At 58.5% G+C, this 16495-nt stretch carries 18 protein-coding genes; 11 read left to right on the top strand and 7 right to left on the bottom strand.

Features of this window, described 5'->3' with window-relative positions:
• Window positions 1-71: 71 nt before the first annotated feature.
• Together KGA85_RS13020 and KGA85_RS13015 are read right to left on the bottom strand one after the other, a co-directional pair.
• Entirely contained in the window at window positions 72-722 is a 651-nt protein-coding gene (locus tag KGA85_RS13020; RefSeq protein ID WP_223455105.1) for an HAD family hydrolase, read from the bottom strand.
• 26 nt (window positions 723-748) lie between these two features.
• Window positions 749-1294 (bottom strand): gamma carbonic anhydrase family protein, encoded by a 546-nt coding sequence (locus tag KGA85_RS13015; protein WP_223455103.1) that lies wholly within the window; start codon window positions 1292-1294, stop codon window positions 749-751.
• An 88-nt stretch (window positions 1295-1382) separates the two neighbouring features.
• Between KGA85_RS13015 and prlC the strand changes: the two genes are divergently transcribed.
• Window positions 1383-3434 (top strand): oligopeptidase A, encoded by a 2052-nt coding sequence (gene prlC, locus KGA85_RS13010; protein WP_223543162.1) that lies wholly within the window; start codon window positions 1383-1385, stop codon window positions 3432-3434.
• Window positions 3431-3718: a YheV family putative zinc ribbon protein gene (locus KGA85_RS13005; RefSeq protein WP_008018424.1), complete on the top strand. Its 288-nt coding sequence runs from the start codon at window positions 3431-3433 to the stop codon at window positions 3716-3718. The genes prlC and KGA85_RS13005 overlap by 4 nt, the downstream gene beginning before the upstream one ends.
• Window positions 3719-3760: 42 nt before the next feature.
• Here KGA85_RS13005 and KGA85_RS13000 read toward each other — a convergent pair whose 3' ends face one another.
• The 3 genes from KGA85_RS13000 to KGA85_RS12990 all read right to left on the bottom strand — a co-directional run bounded on the left by KGA85_RS13000 (window position 3761) and on the right by KGA85_RS12990 (window position 5460).
• Complete coding sequence (locus KGA85_RS13000; RefSeq protein ID WP_223455100.1) at window positions 3761-4405, bottom strand: dual specificity protein phosphatase family protein; 645 nt, start codon at window positions 4403-4405, stop codon at window positions 3761-3763.
• 105 nt (window positions 4406-4510) lie between these two features.
• Window positions 4511-5059: a hypothetical protein gene (locus KGA85_RS12995; RefSeq protein ID WP_223455098.1), complete on the bottom strand. Its 549-nt coding sequence runs from the start codon at window positions 5057-5059 to the stop codon at window positions 4511-4513.
• A 95-nt stretch (window positions 5060-5154) separates the two neighbouring features.
• On the bottom strand, window positions 5155-5460 hold the full coding sequence (locus tag KGA85_RS12990) for a hypothetical protein (protein ID WP_223455493.1): 306 nt from the start codon (window positions 5458-5460) through the stop codon (window positions 5155-5157).
• Between the two features lie 209 nt (window positions 5461-5669).
• On the opposite strand from KGA85_RS12990, the gene KGA85_RS12985 reads away from it, so the two are divergent.
• The 3 genes from KGA85_RS12985 (at window position 5670) to KGA85_RS12975 (ending at window position 9320) form a co-directional block, all read left to right on the top strand.
• Window positions 5670-6728 carry a PA0069 family radical SAM protein gene (locus KGA85_RS12985; protein WP_223455096.1) on the top strand — a complete coding sequence of 353 codons (1059 nt, stop codon included), beginning with the start codon at window positions 5670-5672 and terminating at the stop codon, window positions 6726-6728.
• A gap of 243 nt (window positions 6729-6971) precedes the next feature.
• Window positions 6972-7703 carry a carbonic anhydrase gene (locus tag KGA85_RS12980; protein ID WP_223455094.1) on the top strand — a complete coding sequence of 244 codons (732 nt, stop codon included), beginning with the start codon at window positions 6972-6974 and terminating at the stop codon, window positions 7701-7703.
• A 90-nt stretch (window positions 7704-7793) separates the two neighbouring features.
• Complete coding sequence (locus KGA85_RS12975) at window positions 7794-9320, top strand: SulP family inorganic anion transporter (RefSeq protein ID WP_223455092.1); 1527 nt, start codon at window positions 7794-7796, stop codon at window positions 9318-9320.
• Between the two features lie 119 nt (window positions 9321-9439).
• On the opposite strand, the gene KGA85_RS12970 is transcribed toward KGA85_RS12975, so the two are convergent.
• Window positions 9440-10090, bottom strand: coding sequence for a hypothetical protein (locus KGA85_RS12970; RefSeq protein WP_223455090.1), 651 nt, complete (start codon window positions 10088-10090; stop codon window positions 9440-9442).
• 369 nt (window positions 10091-10459) lie between these two features.
• On the opposite strand from KGA85_RS12970, the gene coxB reads away from it, so the two are divergent.
• The 4 genes from coxB to KGA85_RS12950 all read left to right on the top strand — a co-directional run bounded on the left by coxB (window position 10460) and on the right by KGA85_RS12950 (window position 14865).
• Window positions 10460-11587: a cytochrome c oxidase subunit II gene (gene coxB / locus KGA85_RS12965; RefSeq protein ID WP_223455088.1), complete on the top strand. Its 1128-nt coding sequence runs from the start codon at window positions 10460-10462 to the stop codon at window positions 11585-11587.
• Window positions 11588-11669: 82 nt separating this feature from the next.
• On the top strand, window positions 11670-13262 hold the full coding sequence (gene ctaD, locus KGA85_RS12960) for a cytochrome c oxidase subunit I (protein ID WP_223455086.1): 1593 nt from the start codon (window positions 11670-11672) through the stop codon (window positions 13260-13262).
• Between the two features lie 138 nt (window positions 13263-13400).
• Window positions 13401-13952, top strand: a complete 552-nt coding sequence (locus tag KGA85_RS12955; RefSeq protein WP_223455084.1) for a cytochrome c oxidase assembly protein — start codon at window positions 13401-13403, stop codon at window positions 13950-13952.
• Between the two features lie 25 nt (window positions 13953-13977).
• Window positions 13978-14865, top strand: coding sequence for a cytochrome c oxidase subunit 3 (locus KGA85_RS12950; RefSeq protein WP_223455083.1), 888 nt, complete (start codon window positions 13978-13980; stop codon window positions 14863-14865).
• A gap of 47 nt (window positions 14866-14912) precedes the next feature.
• On the opposite strand, the gene KGA85_RS12945 is transcribed toward KGA85_RS12950, so the two are convergent.
• On the bottom strand, window positions 14913-15116 hold the full coding sequence (locus KGA85_RS12945) for a twin transmembrane helix small protein (protein WP_223455081.1): 204 nt from the start codon (window positions 15114-15116) through the stop codon (window positions 14913-14915).
• A gap of 71 nt (window positions 15117-15187) precedes the next feature.
• Here KGA85_RS12945 and KGA85_RS12940 point away from each other — a divergent pair, with 71 nt between their 5' ends.
• Window positions 15188-15928: an SURF1 family protein gene (locus tag KGA85_RS12940; protein ID WP_223455079.1), complete on the top strand. Its 741-nt coding sequence runs from the start codon at window positions 15188-15190 to the stop codon at window positions 15926-15928.
• Window positions 15894-16487 (top strand): hypothetical protein, encoded by a 594-nt coding sequence (locus KGA85_RS12935; RefSeq protein WP_223455077.1) that lies wholly within the window; start codon window positions 15894-15896, stop codon window positions 16485-16487. The genes KGA85_RS12940 and KGA85_RS12935 overlap by 35 nt, the downstream gene beginning before the upstream one ends.
• Window positions 16488-16495 lie beyond the last annotated feature (8 nt).

The raw sequence follows: 16495 nt of genomic DNA, 5'->3' as shown, positions 1-16495 counted from the left end.
GTCAGACACATTGAATTTGAATGTGCGGCCGCCTTCGCGAGCAGGCTCGCTCCCACAGGGGTAAAGCCGTATCAGCGCTGCAAAAACGCCTGATGCAATACAGCCAGCGTTTCAAAGTGATACGCAGGCGCTTCGGCGCTCAACTCTTCATGGCTGCCGAACCCGTAACCCACTGCCGCTGCGTCCATGCCATTGCTGCGCGCGCCGATCAGGTCGTGCTTGCGGTCGCCGATCATCAGGGTGTTGGCCGGGTCCAGGTTTTCCTCGACCATCAGGTGAGCAATCAGCTCGACCTTGTTGGTCCGGGTGCCGTCCAGTTCGCTGCCATAAATCACCTTGAAGTGTTTGGCAAAGTCGAAATGCCGGGCGATTTCCCGGGCGAACACCCACGGTTTCGAGGTAGCGATGTACAGCTGCCGCCCTTGTCCGCTCAGGGTTTCCAGCAGCGGCGTGACACCATCGAACACGCGGTTTTCGTAGAGGCCGGTGACCTTGAAGCGCTCGCGGTAGAAATTCACCGCCTCCCAGGCCCTGGCTTCATCGAAGTCGTAGAACTGCATGAACGCCTGCAACAGCGGCGGGCCGATGAAGTGTTCGAGTTTGGTCAGGTCCGGCTCATCGATACCCAGTTTGCCCAGTGCGAACTGGATCGAGCGGGTGATGCCCTCGCGCGGGTCGGTCAGGGTGCCATCGAGGTCGAACAAAACGGTTTGGTAATGCATGTCGAGTCCTGAATAAGGGGGCCGGGTCAAAGCTGGTCGTAGCCTTCGGCCAGATGCAGGTCCTTGAGCTTCACGTAGTTCGCCGCGCTGTAGGTGAAAAAGGCGCATTCCTTGTCAGTCAGCGGGCGGATCTGCTTCACCGGGCTGCCCACATACAGGAAGCCGCTTTGCAGATGCTTGCCCGGCGGCACCAGGCTGCCGGCACCGATGATCACATCATCGTCGACGACCGCGCCGTCCATGACGATGCTGCCCATGCCGATCAACACCCGACTGCCTACCGAACAACCATGCAGCATGACCTTGTGGGCGATGGTCACGTCATCGCCGATCAGCAATGGAAAGCCATCCGGGTTGAACGGCCCGGCGTGGGTGATGTGCAACACGCAGCCATCCTGCACGCTGGTGCGCGCGCCGATGCGGATGCGGTGCATGTCCCCACGAATCACTGTCAGCGGCCAGATGGAGCTGTCTTCGCCAATTTCAACGTCGCCGATCACCACCGCCGAGCCGTCGACAAAAGCGCCTTTACCCAGCAGCGGCGTGTGGTTCTGATACTTGCGAAGGTTCACGATAGGGTTTCTCTCTGTTGCTGATAGCTGCGGTGAACGTCGATTGTAATTAAGATGGCTGCATGTTTCTCCAGCCAAGGTATCAACCGTGAGCGTGAACAACCCTCTTTTGCAGTCCTATGACCTGCCGCCGTTCTCCGCCATCCGCGCCGAACACGTACAACCGGCCATTGAACAGATCCTGGCTGACAACCGTGCCGCCATCGTCGAGATCCTCAAGACCCAGGTCAAACAGCCAACATGGGCTGGCCTGGTGCTGGCGATGGACGAACTCAATGACCGCCTGGGCGCCGCCTGGAGCCCGGTCAGCCACCTCAATGCCGTGTGCAACAGCGCCGAACTGCGTGAAGCCTACGAGTCGTGCCTGCCGGCCTTGAGCGCCTATTCCACCGAAATGGGTCAGAACCGCGAACTGTTCCAGGCCTTCGAAGCCCTGGCCAACAGCCTGGAGTCCGCCGGTTTCGACGTGGCGCAGAAAACCATCCTGGAACACTCCCTGCGTGACTTCCGTCTGTCGGGTATCGACCTGCCGGAAGCCGAACAGAAGCGTTACGCCGAAGTGCAGAGCAAGCTGTCCGAGCTGGGCAGCCGTTTCTCCAACCAGTTGCTCGACGCCACTCAAGCGTGGACCAAGCACATCACCGATGAAGCCGCCCTCGCCGGCCTGACCGACTCGGCCAAGGCGCAAATGGCTGCCGCGGCTCAGGTCAAGGATCTGGAGGGCTGGCTGATCACCCTGGAATTCCCGAGCTATTACGCGGTGATGACCTACGCCCATGACCGCGCATTGCGTGAAGAAGTTTACGCCGCGTACTGCACCCGAGCGTCGGACCAGGGGCCGAATGCCGGCCAGAACGACAATGGCCCGGTCATGGAACAAATTCTCGACCTGCGTCAGGAGCTGGCCAAGCTGCTGGGTTTCAGCAGTTTCTCCGAGCTGAGCCTGGCGACCAAAATGGCTGAGTCCAGCGATCAGGTGCTGAGCTTCCTGCGCGACCTGGCCAAGCGCAGCAAGCCGTTCGCCGCCCAGGACCTGGAACAGCTCAAGGCCTATGCGGCCGAGCAAGGTTGCCCGGATCTGCAAAGCTGGGACAGCGGGTTCTACGGCGAAAAACTCCGTGAGCAGCGTTACAGCGTGGCCCAGGAAGCCCTGCGCGCCTACTTCCCGATCGACAAGGTGCTCGGCGGCCTGTTCGCCATCGTCCAGCGTCTGTATGGCATCGAGATTGCCGAGCTCAAAGGCTTCGACACCTGGCACCCGGATGTCCGCCTGTTTGAAATCAAGGAAAACGACCAGCACGTCGGCCGCTTTTTCTTCGACCTATACGCCCGCGCCAACAAGCGTGGCGGTGCCTGGATGGATGGCGCCCGCGACCGTCGTCGCACCGCTGGCGGCGTATTGCAAAGCCCGGTGGCCAACCTGGTGTGCAACTTCACTCCGGCCGACAGCGGCAAGCCTGCGCTGCTGACCCACGACGAAGTCACCACCCTGTTCCACGAGTTCGGTCACGGCCTGCATCACCTGCTGACCCGCGTCGAGCATGCTGGCGTGTCCGGCATCAACGGCGTGGCCTGGGATGCTGTCGAGCTGCCGAGCCAGTTCATGGAAAACTGGTGCTGGGAGCCGGAAGGCCTGGCGCTGATTTCCGGTCACTATGAATCCGGCGAACCGCTGCCGCAGGACCTGCTGCAGAAAATGCTTGCGGCAAAAAACTTCCAGTCCGGCCTGATGATGGTCCGCCAACTGGAGTTCTCGCTGTTCGACTTCGAACTGCATGCCACCCACGGCGACGGCCGCAGCGTGCTGCAAGTGCTCGAAGGCGTGCGCGACGAGGTTTCGGTGATGCGTCCACCGGCCTACAACCGTTTTCCCAACAGCTTTGCGCACATCTTCGCTGGTGGTTACGCCGCGGGTTACTACAGCTACAAATGGGCTGAAGTACTGTCCGCCGATGCGTTTTCGAAGTTCGAAGAAGAAGGCGTGCTCAACGCCGACACCGGTCGTGCGTTCCGCGAAGCAATCCTGGCCCGTGGCGGCTCCCAGGAGCCGATGGTGCTGTTCGTCGACTTCCGTGGTCGTGAGCCATCAATTGACGCACTCTTGCGCCATAGCGGCCTGAGTGAGGACGCGGCAGCATGAGTGAGGGACCTGTGATTACGAAAAAACGCTTTATCGCCGGGGCGGTCTGCCCGGCATGCAGCGAGCCGGACAAATTGATGATGTGGAACGAAGATCAGGTCCCGCACCGAGAGTGCGTGGCCTGCGGTTACTCCGACACACTCAATGAGCAAGGGCTGTCGGTGCCCAAAGAGTTGGGTACGCGGGTTAATACCAGCGCACTCAAACCAGCCGACACCAAGGTTCAGGCGGTTCAGTTCTTCCCGAACCCGAAACTGAAGAAAAAGCCGGACGAACAGCACTGAGTGAAAAAAAGCCCCCGTTGCGCCATGCAACGGGGGCTTTTCTTATTCGATATGAGCGGACTTGAACCAGCTCTTCATCGAGCACGCGGCGAACGGGCTGGTGCTGCAATCGCCGTTGGCCAGAGCCGTGCGCAGTTTTTCCACGTCGGCCTGCATCATGTAGCGGATGCCGTCCTTGAAGTGGGTGCTGTCACCAAAGCCGCCCTGGGTCATTTCGTTCAGGGCCTCTTCCTTGGTCCAGCCCTGGATGACAACCCGGTACATGGCCGCCATCAGGCCGGTACGGTCGGAACCGTGTTTGCAATGCATCAACACCGGGCCTTTGGCTTCGGCAGCCTTGATGGCACGCAAGGCCTTGAGCACATCGGCGTCATCCACATGGTTGGTGCGATAAGGCAGTTGTACTTGCGTGATGCCTGGCGTGGACAACCAACTGGAGTCCGCTTCAGGCAGGAAGTTGATTACCGTCCCGACCTTGAGTTTCTCCAGCAGCGGCACTGCCCCTTTGTCCGGCAAGGCGCTGCGATAGAGGGTTGGCGACATTTGAAAGAGGTTGTATTGCTTCTCGACCGGTTGGGCCCAGTCTGCCGGACGCTGCATCACACTGTCGTCAGCAAGTGCCGATGTCAGGTTAACGAGTGCGACCAGCGACAGGCATATTGCAGATAAAAAACGTGGTAAAGGCATGCTTGAGCGACCGTTCAGGGACGGGAAGATGGTGGCAAGGATCAGTCATGCACAGTCAAAGGCCTGTGAGCGGACCGTCAAAGAATCGTGAAGTCCGCGCTCAGGTTACAGTTTCAGTTTGATGAATGCTTTGAGCAACTCGTTCAGTGCGGTCCCATAGTCAAACACCTGTCCAGTTTCAGGGTTGCGCTCACTACCTTCAAAAGGCGAGCCGGAATCCGCAGATTTGGTCTCGTACACACCGAGGCTATACAGTTGGTGATCCACCTCATCAATGTCGAATACCTCAACATCTACTCGAAGTTTGGGTGGTTCAGCGGGAAGACGATAAAGGTACGCTATACCCTCAGGGGCAATTATTTGTTGATGATAAAAAGCGAGTGCAAGTTGTGTAAGGGCGGCAATGTCCTTTTCATCGATACTATTGTCTGGAATGACATTGATATCGGACCATGGATCAAAATCGAGCTTTGAAGTCTTGCCATCGTCTTTTATATAGAGTGTCGCGGATGGAGCAGTCGCGAGAGCATCAGCGAACTGCTCAATAGTTTTGTTAGGGTGTTCGTCCGCCCTTATTAATTTGACAATGACCTGTTTGTCTTCAGAAGTTTCTATTTGTTGTAGATAAACACCGGTTTTTATCAGCGTAGACATTTTTATCCTCGTGGTTGCCGCATGCATGCGGTTGCTCGCATGCATGCGGCAATGAAGTGTTGACAATCAGAATCCAGAGATTCGCAAGTCAGGGCTCACGGGTTGGTGATACTGGCATAGGCTTTAGCCAAGGCCAGAAGTTTTGCCTTGTCATCTGCATCGGTATCGCCGTCACCATCAATATCCTTGTTGACATTGCCGAGGCTAAAAGTCTTGCCGCCATCGCTCGAGGACGCAATGTATGTGGTGGTATCGAGCAATGCAGTAGTTATAACGCCGCTGGCATCATCCCTACGTTCTTCTTTAAGTGCGAACTGCATCGATACAAGCACTTCATCTGGATCGACTATCGTGGGACCGAGTTTCTGAAGAAAGATACCGCGAAGATTAAAAAACGACATAATTAAATCCTTTTTGAAAATATCCATGATTATATGTGCAGCGATAAAAATAGTACCGGCAGTCTTCCAAAAACAGCCAGGTTTTATATGTGTCTCTTAGTTGCAAGCCAGGACTTAACAATACAGATTAACGGGAAAGTGCCGAACGGCACTGGTCGATAGAGCGCTGTCGAGATACTGTATGCGCATACAGTCAACAGGGGCCTCCCATGCACACGCCATTGCCTCCCCGTGGCCGCGGCACCGCGACCAATCCGCACAACCGCTTTGCACCCAGCCAGTCGGTGGCCGAAGACGACGGCTGGTATCAGGAAGTGCCGCTCACCCAAGGCACCGAGGTGAGCATCGAAAGGGCAAAGACCATCATTACCCGTAACACTTCACCGGACTTGCCCTTCGACCGCTCGATCAATCCCTACCGCGGCTGCGAGCACGGTTGCATTTATTGCTATGCGCGCCCCAGTCACGCCTATTGGGATATGTCACCGGGGCTGGATTTCGAGACAAAACTGATCGCCAAGACCAACGCCGTGGATGTGCTGGAGGAGCAGCTGTCCAAACGTGGCTATCAATGTGCGCCGATCAACCTCGGCTCCAACACCGACCCCTATCAGCCGATTGAGCGTGAATACAAGATCACCCGGCAAACCCTCGAAGTGCTCCTGCGTTACCGACACCCCGTGACCATCGTCACCAAGGGCTCGCTGATTCTTCGCGACCTGGACTTGCTGACCGAGCTTGCCAGCCAAAGACTGGTGGCGGTGATGATCAGCCTGACTACCCTCGACGACGAGCTCAAGCGCATCCTTGAACCCCGCGCGGCAGTGCCCAAGGCACGGCTGCGGGCCATCCGGGTGATGCGCGAGGCGGGCATTCCGGTGGGCGTGCTGTGTTCACCGATGATTCCGATGATCAACGACAGCGAACTCGAAAGTCTGCTCGCCGAGGCTCACGGCGCCGGGGCACAAAGCGCCGCTTACATGATGCTGCGCCTGCCGCTGGAAGTGGCGCCGCTGTTCGAAGAATGGCTGGGCACCCACTATCCGCAACGGGCGGCGCATGTGCTGAGCCTGATTCGCCAGAGCCGTGTCGGTGAACTCTACGACAGTCGCTTTGGCGCTCGAATGCGCGGCGAAGGCCCCTTCGCCGACCTGCTGGCGCAGCGCTTTGCCAAAGCGATCAAACGGTTGGGACTCAATCGACGGGAAGGCTTTGACCTGGACTGCGATGCCTTTTGTCCGCCGGGTCGCCAAATGTCGTTGATTTGAGGACAATTGACCTATGGTTGAGTACTGAAGAGCGCGCTCACGCCTTAGGCTGGTCACGTTTTTTGTGACCTGGAACACGCGTCCTAGAGCGTTTTATTCAGTTTCAATTAAGATTCGGCCGCTACCTTGTTCATCGAGTGACTGATGGGTCGAGATGTTTGGCCTGGATGTTTTTTAACCAGCCACTGGCTTCACACCGGACCACACGGGATGACTCCCTGAGCCCGCCAATGAGGTGAATTGATGAGTGACAAGGATAAACAGCCGTTGGCTGCGTCGGCTTCAGCCCAACCCGAGGCGGAAACCGCCGATGCAGCGTTGCAGCATATCGTTGACGGCTTTTTGCATTTTCATCATGAGATCTTTCCCCAGCAGGAAGAGCTCTTCAAGAAACTCGCCACGGCCCAACGGCCACGGGCGATGTTCATTGCCTGCGCCGATTCGCGCATCGTTCCCGAGTTGATTACCCAGAGCTCCCCCGGCGACCTGTTCGTGACCCGTAATGTCGGCAACGTCGTGCCGCCTTACGGGCAAATGAACGGTGGTGTTTCCACGGCCATCGAGTACGCCGTACTGGCTCTGGGGGTGCATCACATCATCATTTGCGGGCATTCCGACTGCGGCGCCATGCGTGCGGTGCTCAACCCGGACAGTCTGGAAAAAATGCCCACGGTCAAAGCCTGGCTGCGTCATGCCGAAGTGGCCAAAACCATGGTGCAGGAGAACTGCAACTGCTCTAGCGAAAGCGAAAGCATGCACGTCCTCACCGAAGAGAACGTGATCGCCCAATTGCAGCATCTGCGCACCCATCCGTCGGTGGCTTCGCGCATGGCCAACGGTCAGTTATTTATTCACGGCTGGGTCTACAACATCGAAACCAGCGAAATCAAAGCGTACGACGCCGATCAAGGCTGTTTCCTGCCGCTCAATGGCAGCCTGCCAATTCCAGTGGCGACGCCCAAAGCGCGCTTCTAAATCCTCCTAAATCGTTGTGTGGTTCAGCCGAGGCTGCCGTTCAGGCAGCCTGGCTTTGCCATGCCTGAAGAAAACTTCGGGAGACTCACTATGCGTGCTGCTCGACTCAAAGCTGTTCTGCCACGGGAGCTGCTGGCTTCGGTGGTTGTTTTTCTGGTCGCCCTGCCCCTGTGCATGGGCATCGCGATTGCCTCGGGGCTACCGCCGGCCAAAGGTCTGATCACCGGCATCATAGGTGGTCTGGTAGTCGGCTGGTTGGCCGGTTCGCCACTGCAAGTCAGCGGCCCGGCGGCGGGCCTGGCCGTTCTGGTATTCGAACTGGTCCGCCAGCACGGCATCGCCATGCTCGGGCCGATTCTGTTGCTGGCGGGTTTGCTGCAACTGGTGGCTGGCCGTTTGAAGCTGGGTTGCTGGTTTCGGGTGACGGCCCCCGCGGTGGTGTACGGCATGCTGGCCGGGATTGGCGTGCTGATCATCCTGTCTCAGGTGCATGTGATGCTGGATGCCGTACCAAAACCCTCGGGCCTGGATAACCTGGCGGCCTTCCCGGCGGCGATGGCTCAGGCGTTGCCCTCGTTTGGCTGGCAAGCCGGTTTGCTCGGTTTGTCGACGATCGCCGTCATGTGGCTGTGGGAGAAACTCCGTCCGCAATCCCTGCGCTTCATTCCTGGGGCACTACTTGGCGTCGGTCTGGCCACGCTTGCCAGCCTGGTGCTGGCGTTGCAGGTCAAACGGGTTGAGGTACCGGCCAACCTGACGGAGGCCATCGACTGGCTGAAGCCCGCGGATCTGCTCAATCTGGCTGATCCGACCTTGCTGATCGCTGCGTTTGCCGTGGCCTTCATCGCCAGCGCCGAAACCTTGCTTTCAGCCGCCGCGGTTGATCGCATGCACAGTGGTCAGCGCTCGGACTTCGACCGGGAATTATCGGCGCAAGGTATCGGCAACATGCTGTGTGGCCTGCTTGGGGCGTTGCCGATGACCGGCGTTATCGTACGCAGTTCGGCGAATGTTCAGGCCGGCGCAACCACGCGGTTTTCGACCATTTTCCATGGCCTGTGGTTGTTGGCGTTCGTACTGTTGCTGTCCAGCGTGCTGCAAAGCATTCCGGTGGCGAGCCTGGCGGGCGTACTGGTGTACACCGGTTTCAAGCTGGTGGATCTCAAGGTCTTCCGTGGTTTGGGCCGGTATGGTCGAGCGCCGATGTTCACCTATGCGGCAACCGCGCTTGCCATCGTTTTCACGGACCTGCTGACCGGTATGTTGATTGGCTTCGGCCTGACGCTGGTGAAACTCGCGCTGAAAGCTTCGCGGTTGAAAATCAGCCTGATCGACCTGCCTCAGGAAGGGCAAATGGAATTGCGCCTGGCAGGAGCGGCGACCTTCCTCAAAGTGCCGGCGCTGACCCAAGTGCTGGGTAGTATTCCACCAGGCGCGACGGTGCATGTGCCGCTCAATAACCTGAGCTACATCGATCACTCGTGTCTGGAACTGCTGGAGGAGTGGGGGCGGGCGAATGCGGCCAAGGGCTCGAAGCTGTTGATTGAATCGCGGGGATTGAAGCGTAGGCTTGAGGGACGGGTGCGAACGAATACCGGCGTCGGCGCGGCCGGGTAGATAACAGTGTGGGAGCGGGCTTGCTCGCGAAAGCGGTGGATCAGCCAACTCATATGCTGAATGGTTAACCGCATTCGCGAGCAAGCCCGCTCCCACAGGGGATTGTGTTTACCGATGGATCAAGCCGCCGGCTGATCCAGTTCCAGGCCTACGCCCAAACGGCGGGACATGCACGGCCAGCGTTTCCACGCGGCGCCGGTGTCCGGGCTGTTGAGCTTCTCACGGTAGGCTTCCACCGACTCCAGTGCGAAGCTTTCGTCGTTGAGCATCTCGTCGATGGCGTGATGCACCACTTCGTCCAGTTGGTTGGCGAACGACTCACCGATCAATTGGTGAGCAATCAGGTTGGCGACAGTCATGTCCAAGGGGATCAGTGGCTGGCCGAAATGCTTGATGTACAGGTCGTTGACCTCTTCGACAAACCGGTGCGCCAGATAGGCTTCATCCAGCAGGCTGTCGAGCCCGATATGGCCGGCCATGATGGCTGGCGGCTGGAGGAAGTACTGCTCGGCGATTGCCAGCACCGGTTTGATCTGTGACGCGATGCCCGCTTCCCTGGCGACTTCATTGGCTGCATCCAGCAGATCGGGCACTTCTTCGATGTAGGCCGCGACAAATCGCGTCAGTACGCCGTTGGTATCGGTCTCCGGCAATTGGATCGCCGGGTGCAGGTGAGGCAGTTTACTTTCCAGCTGACGCGTCAGCAGGCCGGTCTCGGCTTCGTGTTGTTGGGCTTTTTGGATCTGCTCGCGCAATGCGGCGGTGTTCATGAAAACTCCAGGAAACAAGGCAATGAAATAGGGAAGACATAACTTAGCTGGCTTACGAAAAATGCTAAGACGCATTTGTCATAATTATTTCATCCTTGAGACAGCCCCGTTATATCGATTAGCCACCACTCGTCTGCATCCTTCTCCATTCGTACCCTGCAAAGCAAGCTAATGCTGTTTCAGATGATTTACGCCTTCGCATTGCGAGGTCAGAGGTGCTGTCTATACTCGGGTTGGAATGGAGTTAGCTGATGACGCCCGACTGCATATGCAGCAAGGCCCGGTGCTCAAGTTCGTAGTCTGATGCAGCCGCTCCCTTGCCGCAGGTGAAAGCCGGCGGGATAACAAGAACGATAAGGGGAACCCGCAATGATGCGACATCCACATGTCTGGATGGGCCTCCTGTTGTGGTCGATTTTCAGTCAGGCGCAAGCGGCCTGGACTGTGAATATGGCGCCTGGAGCGACTGAAATCAGTCACGCAGTATTCGACCTGCACATGATCATTTTCTGGATCTGTGTGGTGATCGGCATCATCGTTTTTGGTGCCATGTTCTGGTCGATGATTCTCCACCGCCGCTCGACCGGGCAGGTGGCCGCCAAATTTCATGAAAGCACCACCGTCGAAATCCTCTGGACCATCGTGCCCTTCCTGATCCTGGTGGCCATGGCGATTCCCGCTACCGCGACCCTGATCAAGATGTACGACGCCAGCGAGCCGGAAATCGATATCCAGATCACCGGCTACCAGTGGAAGTGGCACTACAAATACCTGGGCCAGGACGTCGAGTTCTTCAGCAACCTGACCACCCCCCAGGATCAAATCCACAACAAGGAAGCCAAGGGCGAGCATTATTTGCTCGAAGTCGACAAGCCATTGGTGCTGCCGGTCGGCACCAAAGTGCGCTTCCTGGTGACCTCTGCCGACGTGATCCACTCCTGGTGGGTGCCGGCTTTCGCGGTCAAGCGCGATGCGATTCCCGGGTTCGTCAATGAAGCCTGGACCCGCATCGACAAGCCCGGCATTTACCGTGGCCAGTGCGCCGAGTTGTGCGGCAAGGATCACGGCTTCATGCCGACCGTGGTCGAGGTCAAGGAAAAGGCCGATTACGAAAAATGGCTGGCCGATCGCAAGGTCGAGGTCGCGCAACTCAAAGAGTTGACCAGCAAGGAATGGACCCTCGACGAGCTCAAGGAGCGCGGCGACAAGGTCTATCACACCACCTGCGTGGCCTGTCACCAGGCCGAAGGTCAGGGTCTGCCGCCGATGTTCCCGGCACTCAAGGGCTCGAAAATCGCCACCGGACCGAAAGACGCTCACCTGAGCCTGGTCTTCCACGGCAAGCCCGGAACCGCCATGGCGGCGTTCGGCAAGCAACTCTCGGAAGTCGATATCGCGGCAGTCGTGACCTATGAACGAAATGCCTGGGGCAACAACAAGGGCGACATGGTCACGCCTAAAGAAGTGCTGGAGCTGAAACAGGCGGAAAGCAAATGACCCGGTCTATTGCGCACGTAAGGAACCGGTCGGGGCTACGCACCCCGGCCTGCCCAGCCCATCTGTTTGCAGGAGACAGGACATGACTGCTGTAATCGATGAACATGTTCATACCGCCACCGACCACGCCCACGGCCCCGCCAAAGGCCTGATGCGCTGGGTGCTGACCACCAACCACAAGGACATCGGTACGTTGTACCTGTGGTTTGCATTCTCCATGTTCCTGCTTGGCGGTTCGTTCGCGATGGTGATTCGTGCCGAGCTGTTCCAGCCGGGGCTGCAGATCGTCCAGCCGGAATTCTTCAACCAGATGACCACCATGCATGGCCTGGTGATGGTCTTCGGTGCGGTGATGCCGGCCTTCGTCGGCCTCGCCAACTGGATGATCCCGCTGATGATCGGCGCGCCGGACATGGCCCTGCCGCGGATGAACAACTTCAGCTTCTGGCTGTTGCCGGCGGCGTTCCTGCTGCTGGTGTCGACCCTGTTCACCCCCGGTGGCGGGCCGAACTTCGGCTGGACGTTCTATGCGCCGCTGTCGACGACCTATGCGCCGGAAAGCGTGACCTTCTTCATCTTCGCCATCCACTTGATGGGGATCAGTTCGATCATGGGCGCGATCAACGTGATCGCCACCATCCTCAACCTGCGCGCCCCCGGCATGACGCTGATGAAAATGCCGTTGTTCGTCTGGACCTGGCTGATCACCGCGTTCCTGCTGATCGCGGTGATGCCGGTATTGGCAGGTTGCGTGACGATGATGCTGATGGATATCCACTTCGGCACCAGTTTCTTCAGTGCCGCCGGTGGCGGAGACCCGGTGCTGTTCCAGCATGTTTTCTGGTTCTTCGGTCACCCCGAGGTGTACATCATGATCCTGCCGGCGTTCGGTGCCGTCAGTTCGATCATTCCGGCTTTTTCGCGCAAGCCACTGTTCGGCTACACCTCGATGGTCTACGCCACGGCGAGTATCGCGTTCCTGTCGTTTATCGTCTGGGCGCACCACATGTTCGTGGTCGGCATTCCGCTGGTGGGCGAGTTGTTCTTCATGTACGCCACGCTGCTGATCGCGGTGCCAACGGGTGTGAAGGTGTTCAACTGGGCCAGCACCATGTGGCAAGGCTCGCTGACGTTCGAGACGCCGATGCTGTTTGCCGTGGCGTTCGTGATCCTGTTCACCATCGGCGGTTTCTCCGGGTTGATGCTGGCCATCGCCCCAGCGGACTTCCAGTACCAGGACACCTACTTCGTGGTCGCGCATTTCCACTATGTGCTGGTGCCGGGGGCGATCTTCGGGATCTTCGCTTCGGCCTATTACTGGATGCCGAAATGGACCGGCCACATGTACGACGAAACCCTCGGCAAGCTGCATTTCTGGCTGTCGTTCATTGGGATGAACATGGCCTTCTTCCCGATGCACTTCGTGGGGCTGGCGGGCATGCCGCGACGGATTCCGGACTACAACCTGCAGTTCGCCGACTTCAACATGGTGTCGTCGATCGGCGCATTCATGTTCGGCGCCACGCAGATCTTCTTCCTGTTCATTGTGATCAAGACCATTCGCGGCGGTCCGCCAGCACCGGCCAAGCCGTGGGACGGGGCTGAAGGCCTGGAGTGGAGCATTCCGTCGCCAGCGCCGTATCACACCTTCACCACGCCGCCGGAAGTGAAATGAACACCTTGGCCCCTGTAGGAGCGAGCTCGCTCGCGATGAATGTGAAAGCGACGCGTTTTTCCAGACAGCATGCGTTTTCGTTTACGCCCATCGCGAGCAAGCTCGCTCCTACAAGGGGCACGGTGGAGGCTGGAAATCATGGCTGACTCGATTTCGTTGAAGAAACTGGTCACGCGCCTGCTGACCGTGGTGGTGGCGATGTTTGTGTTCGGGTTTGCACTGGTGCCGATCTACGACGTGATGTGCAAGGCCTTCGGCATTAATGGCAAGACCGGCGGGCAGTACGAGGGTGAGCAAACAGTCGACACCTCGCGGCAGGTGCGTGTGCAGTTTCTGTCGACCAACACTGCCGATATGCCCTGGGACTTCTATCCCAAGGGCGAGGAACTGGTGGCCCATCCGGGGGCGGTGAACGAGATGATCTTCATCGCTCACAACCCGACCGATAAGCCGATGAGTGCCCAGGCCGTGCCGAGTATCGCGCCGAGTACTGCCGCTGCGTACTTCCACAAGACGGAATGTTTCTGCTTTACCCAGCAAGTGCTGCAGCCCGGTCAACGGATCGAGATGCCGGTACGTTTCATCGTTGACCGTGACATGCCCAAGGATGTGAAGCACCTGACGCTGTCTTACACGCTGTTCGATATCACCGCCCGACATCCACCGGTAGCTGTAAACACTGGCGGTTGAGCGTGCCCGATAAGGAGAACAATAAATGGCAACTCATGAACATTATTACGTTCCCGCCCAGAGCAAATGGCCGATTATCGCCACGCTCGGCATGGTCACCACCGTGTACGGCCTGGCTACCTGGTTCAACGATCTGAAAGCGGCGCGTCCGGAATCCCACGGGCCGCTGATCTTTTTCGTCGGCGGGCTGTTGGTGGCTTACATGCTGTTCGGCTGGTTCGGTACGGTAATCAAGGAAAGTCGCGGTGGTTTGTACAGCCCGCAAATGGATCGCTCGTTCCGCTGGGGCATGAGCTGGTTCATCTTCTCAGAGGTGATGTTCTTCATCGCCTTCTTTGGCGCGCTGTTTTATGTCCGTCATATCTCCGGACCGGCGCTCGGTGGTGAAGGCGCCAAAGGCATCGCGCACATGCTGTGGCCGAACTTCCAGTTCACATGGCCGCTGCTGAGCAACCCCGACTCGAAGCTGTTTCCGCCGCCCAAGGAAGTCATCAGCCCCTGGGGCCTGCCACTGCTCAATACAGTGTTATTGGTGAGTTCCAGCGTGACCGTGACCATTGCCCACCACGCCTTGAAAAAGGGCCATCGCGGCGCACTGAAACTTTGGCTGGCGCTCACCGTGTTGCTGGGCTGCGCGTTCCTCACGTTCCAGGCCGAAGAGTACATGCACGCCTACCGCGAGCTGGGCCTGACCCTGGGCTCGGGCATCTACGGCGCGACATTCTTCATGCTCACCGGGTTCCACGGCGCCCATGTGACCATCGGCACCATCATCCTGTTCGTGATGCTGATGCGGATCATGCGAGGGCACTTCGACAGCGAGCACCAGTTCGGCTTCGAAGCGGCGAGCTGGTACTGGCACTTCGTGGATGTGGTGTGGATCGGGCTGTTTGTTTTCGTCTATGTGCTTTAAAGCAGCTTCAAGCTTCAAGCTTCAAGCCTCAAGTTTTGAGCTTGAAACTACCAAGGTACGTGGGAGACCAGTTGGCCGCTGAAAAAACCCCAGGCGATCAGACCGAGGGTAAGGGCGGCCAGCGTCACTCGCACACTCAAGGCAATGACGAGGCGGTTTGAGCGGCTGTCGTCCTTGACCAGAAAAAACAGGCCGCTGAACAGGCTGACAACCGTGGCAATCAGCATCAGGACGATGGCTGCTTTGAGCATGGTGAGACTCCGGGGGGACAAGCGATGCATTTGAGTATAGCTATCGCGGTGACCGAATTTCTGGCGATGCCATGAAGCGCTTTCGGCCGGGTATCGTGCCAACGCTGGTGGTCGCGTTGTTGCTGCCGCTACTGGTGTCCCTGGGGTTCTGGCAATTGAGTCGGGGCGCGGAGAAAAGCGCGCTGCTGCAAAACTACGCCGAACGCCGCGCCGCTGAGCCGATGGCCAGCACCGAACTGCAACACACGACAGACCCGGCCTTCCGCCGGGTTCGCCTGCACGGCCAGTTCGATGCCGAACACAGCCTGCTGCTGGATAACAGTCAACGCAACGGCAGGGTCGGCGTCGAGCTGTTGCAACCCTTTCACGATCAGGCCACCGGGCTTTGGCTGCTGGTCAATCGCGGCTGGTTGCCTTGGCCGGAGCGCCGCACTCCACCGCAATTCAAGACACCTGCCGAAGCAGTCAGCCTCGACGCGTGGGTCTACGTCTCCCCCGGGATGACGTTCCAATTGCACGCAGATCCCACAACGTTGACATGGCCGAAGCTGATTACGGCCATTGAGCCAACCAAGCTCTGGACAGCACTGAACCGCGAAGGCTTTGCCTACGAACTGCGCGCCGAAACCGGCCCCGCCACCTATCAGGCCGACTGGCCAGTAGTCGCCATGGGCCCGGAAAAACACATCGCTTATGCCGTGCAGTGGTTCGCCATGGCGATCGCCCTGTTCGGTCTTTATCTCTATCTCGGCTGGCACAACGCAAAGGAGAAACACCATGGGAGCAGCCATGAATCCACCCAGCATGTCTGAGGTGAAACCGTCGGCGAACCGGCGCAAAGGCCGGTTGCAACTGCTGCTGATCCTGCTCGGGGTGATCGGTCCGATGATCCTCGCCACCGGCATGTACAAGCTGAATTTCTGGGTGCCCGAGGGCCGCAGTTATCACGGCGAACTGATCGGCAACGGCCAGACCCGCGCCGATATCGGCGTGCAGGCCCAGGAAGATCGCTGGCAGATGCTGGTGACGGCGCCCAAGGATTGCGCGGTGGACTGCCAGCAACTGGTGTACCTGGCGCGGCAGATCCAGATCGGCCTCGGCCGCGATGCGTCCCGCGCCAGCCATGCATTGGCCGCCGCGCAGACGCTAAACAGCGATTACGAGACTAAACTTCAACGCGAGTACCCGCAGTTGCAACGCTATTCACTGGACTTGCCTGCCTACACAAAAGGCGCTCAGGGCAATGACGCGCCGCACCTGTGGATCATCGACCCCCACGGCAATCTGGTGCTGCGCTACGACCCGTCGGTGAAGGGCAAGGACTTGCTCAACGATCTGCGCCACCTGCTGAAACTGTCGAACATCGGATAAGGGCATCG

This window comes from Pseudomonas sp. GL-B-12 (assembly GCF_019955895.1).
In the GTDB taxonomy this organism is placed as follows: Bacteria; Pseudomonadota; Gammaproteobacteria; order Pseudomonadales; family Pseudomonadaceae; genus Aquipseudomonas.
This window is presented reverse-complemented; position numbering and strand designations above follow the sequence as displayed.

Coding starts and splice junctions, on each gene's coding strand:
- KGA85_RS13020 (WP_223455105.1), bottom strand. CDS start 722: ATGCATTACCAAACCGTTTTGTTCGACCTCGATGGCACCCTGACCGAC.
- KGA85_RS13005 (WP_008018424.1), top strand. CDS start 3,431: ATGAGTGAGGGACCTGTGATTACGAAAAAACGCTTTATCGCCGGGGCG.
- KGA85_RS13000 (WP_223455100.1), bottom strand. CDS start 4,405: ATGCCTTTACCACGTTTTTTATCTGCAATATGCCTGTCGCTGGTCGCA.
- KGA85_RS12995 (WP_223455098.1), bottom strand. CDS start 5,059: ATGTCTACGCTGATAAAAACCGGTGTTTATCTACAACAAATAGAAACT.
- KGA85_RS12990 (WP_223455493.1), bottom strand. CDS start 5,460: ATGTCGTTTTTTAATCTTCGCGGTATCTTTCTTCAGAAACTCGGTCCC.
- KGA85_RS12985 (WP_223455096.1), top strand. CDS start 5,670: ATGCACACGCCATTGCCTCCCCGTGGCCGCGGCACCGCGACCAATCCG.
- KGA85_RS12980 (WP_223455094.1), top strand. CDS start 6,972: ATGAGTGACAAGGATAAACAGCCGTTGGCTGCGTCGGCTTCAGCCCAA.
- KGA85_RS12975 (WP_223455092.1), top strand. CDS start 7,794: ATGCGTGCTGCTCGACTCAAAGCTGTTCTGCCACGGGAGCTGCTGGCT.
- KGA85_RS12970 (WP_223455090.1), bottom strand. CDS start 10,090: ATGAACACCGCCGCATTGCGCGAGCAGATCCAAAAAGCCCAACAACAC.
- coxB (WP_223455088.1), top strand. CDS start 10,460: ATGATGCGACATCCACATGTCTGGATGGGCCTCCTGTTGTGGTCGATT.
- ctaD (WP_223455086.1), top strand. CDS start 11,670: ATGACTGCTGTAATCGATGAACATGTTCATACCGCCACCGACCACGCC.
- KGA85_RS12955 (WP_223455084.1), top strand. CDS start 13,401: ATGGCTGACTCGATTTCGTTGAAGAAACTGGTCACGCGCCTGCTGACC.
- KGA85_RS12950 (WP_223455083.1), top strand. CDS start 13,978: ATGGCAACTCATGAACATTATTACGTTCCCGCCCAGAGCAAATGGCCG.
- KGA85_RS12945 (WP_223455081.1), bottom strand. CDS start 15,116: ATGCTCAAAGCAGCCATCGTCCTGATGCTGATTGCCACGGTTGTCAGC.
- KGA85_RS12940 (WP_223455079.1), top strand. CDS start 15,188: ATGAAGCGCTTTCGGCCGGGTATCGTGCCAACGCTGGTGGTCGCGTTG.
- KGA85_RS12935 (WP_223455077.1), top strand. CDS start 15,894: ATGGGAGCAGCCATGAATCCACCCAGCATGTCTGAGGTGAAACCGTCG.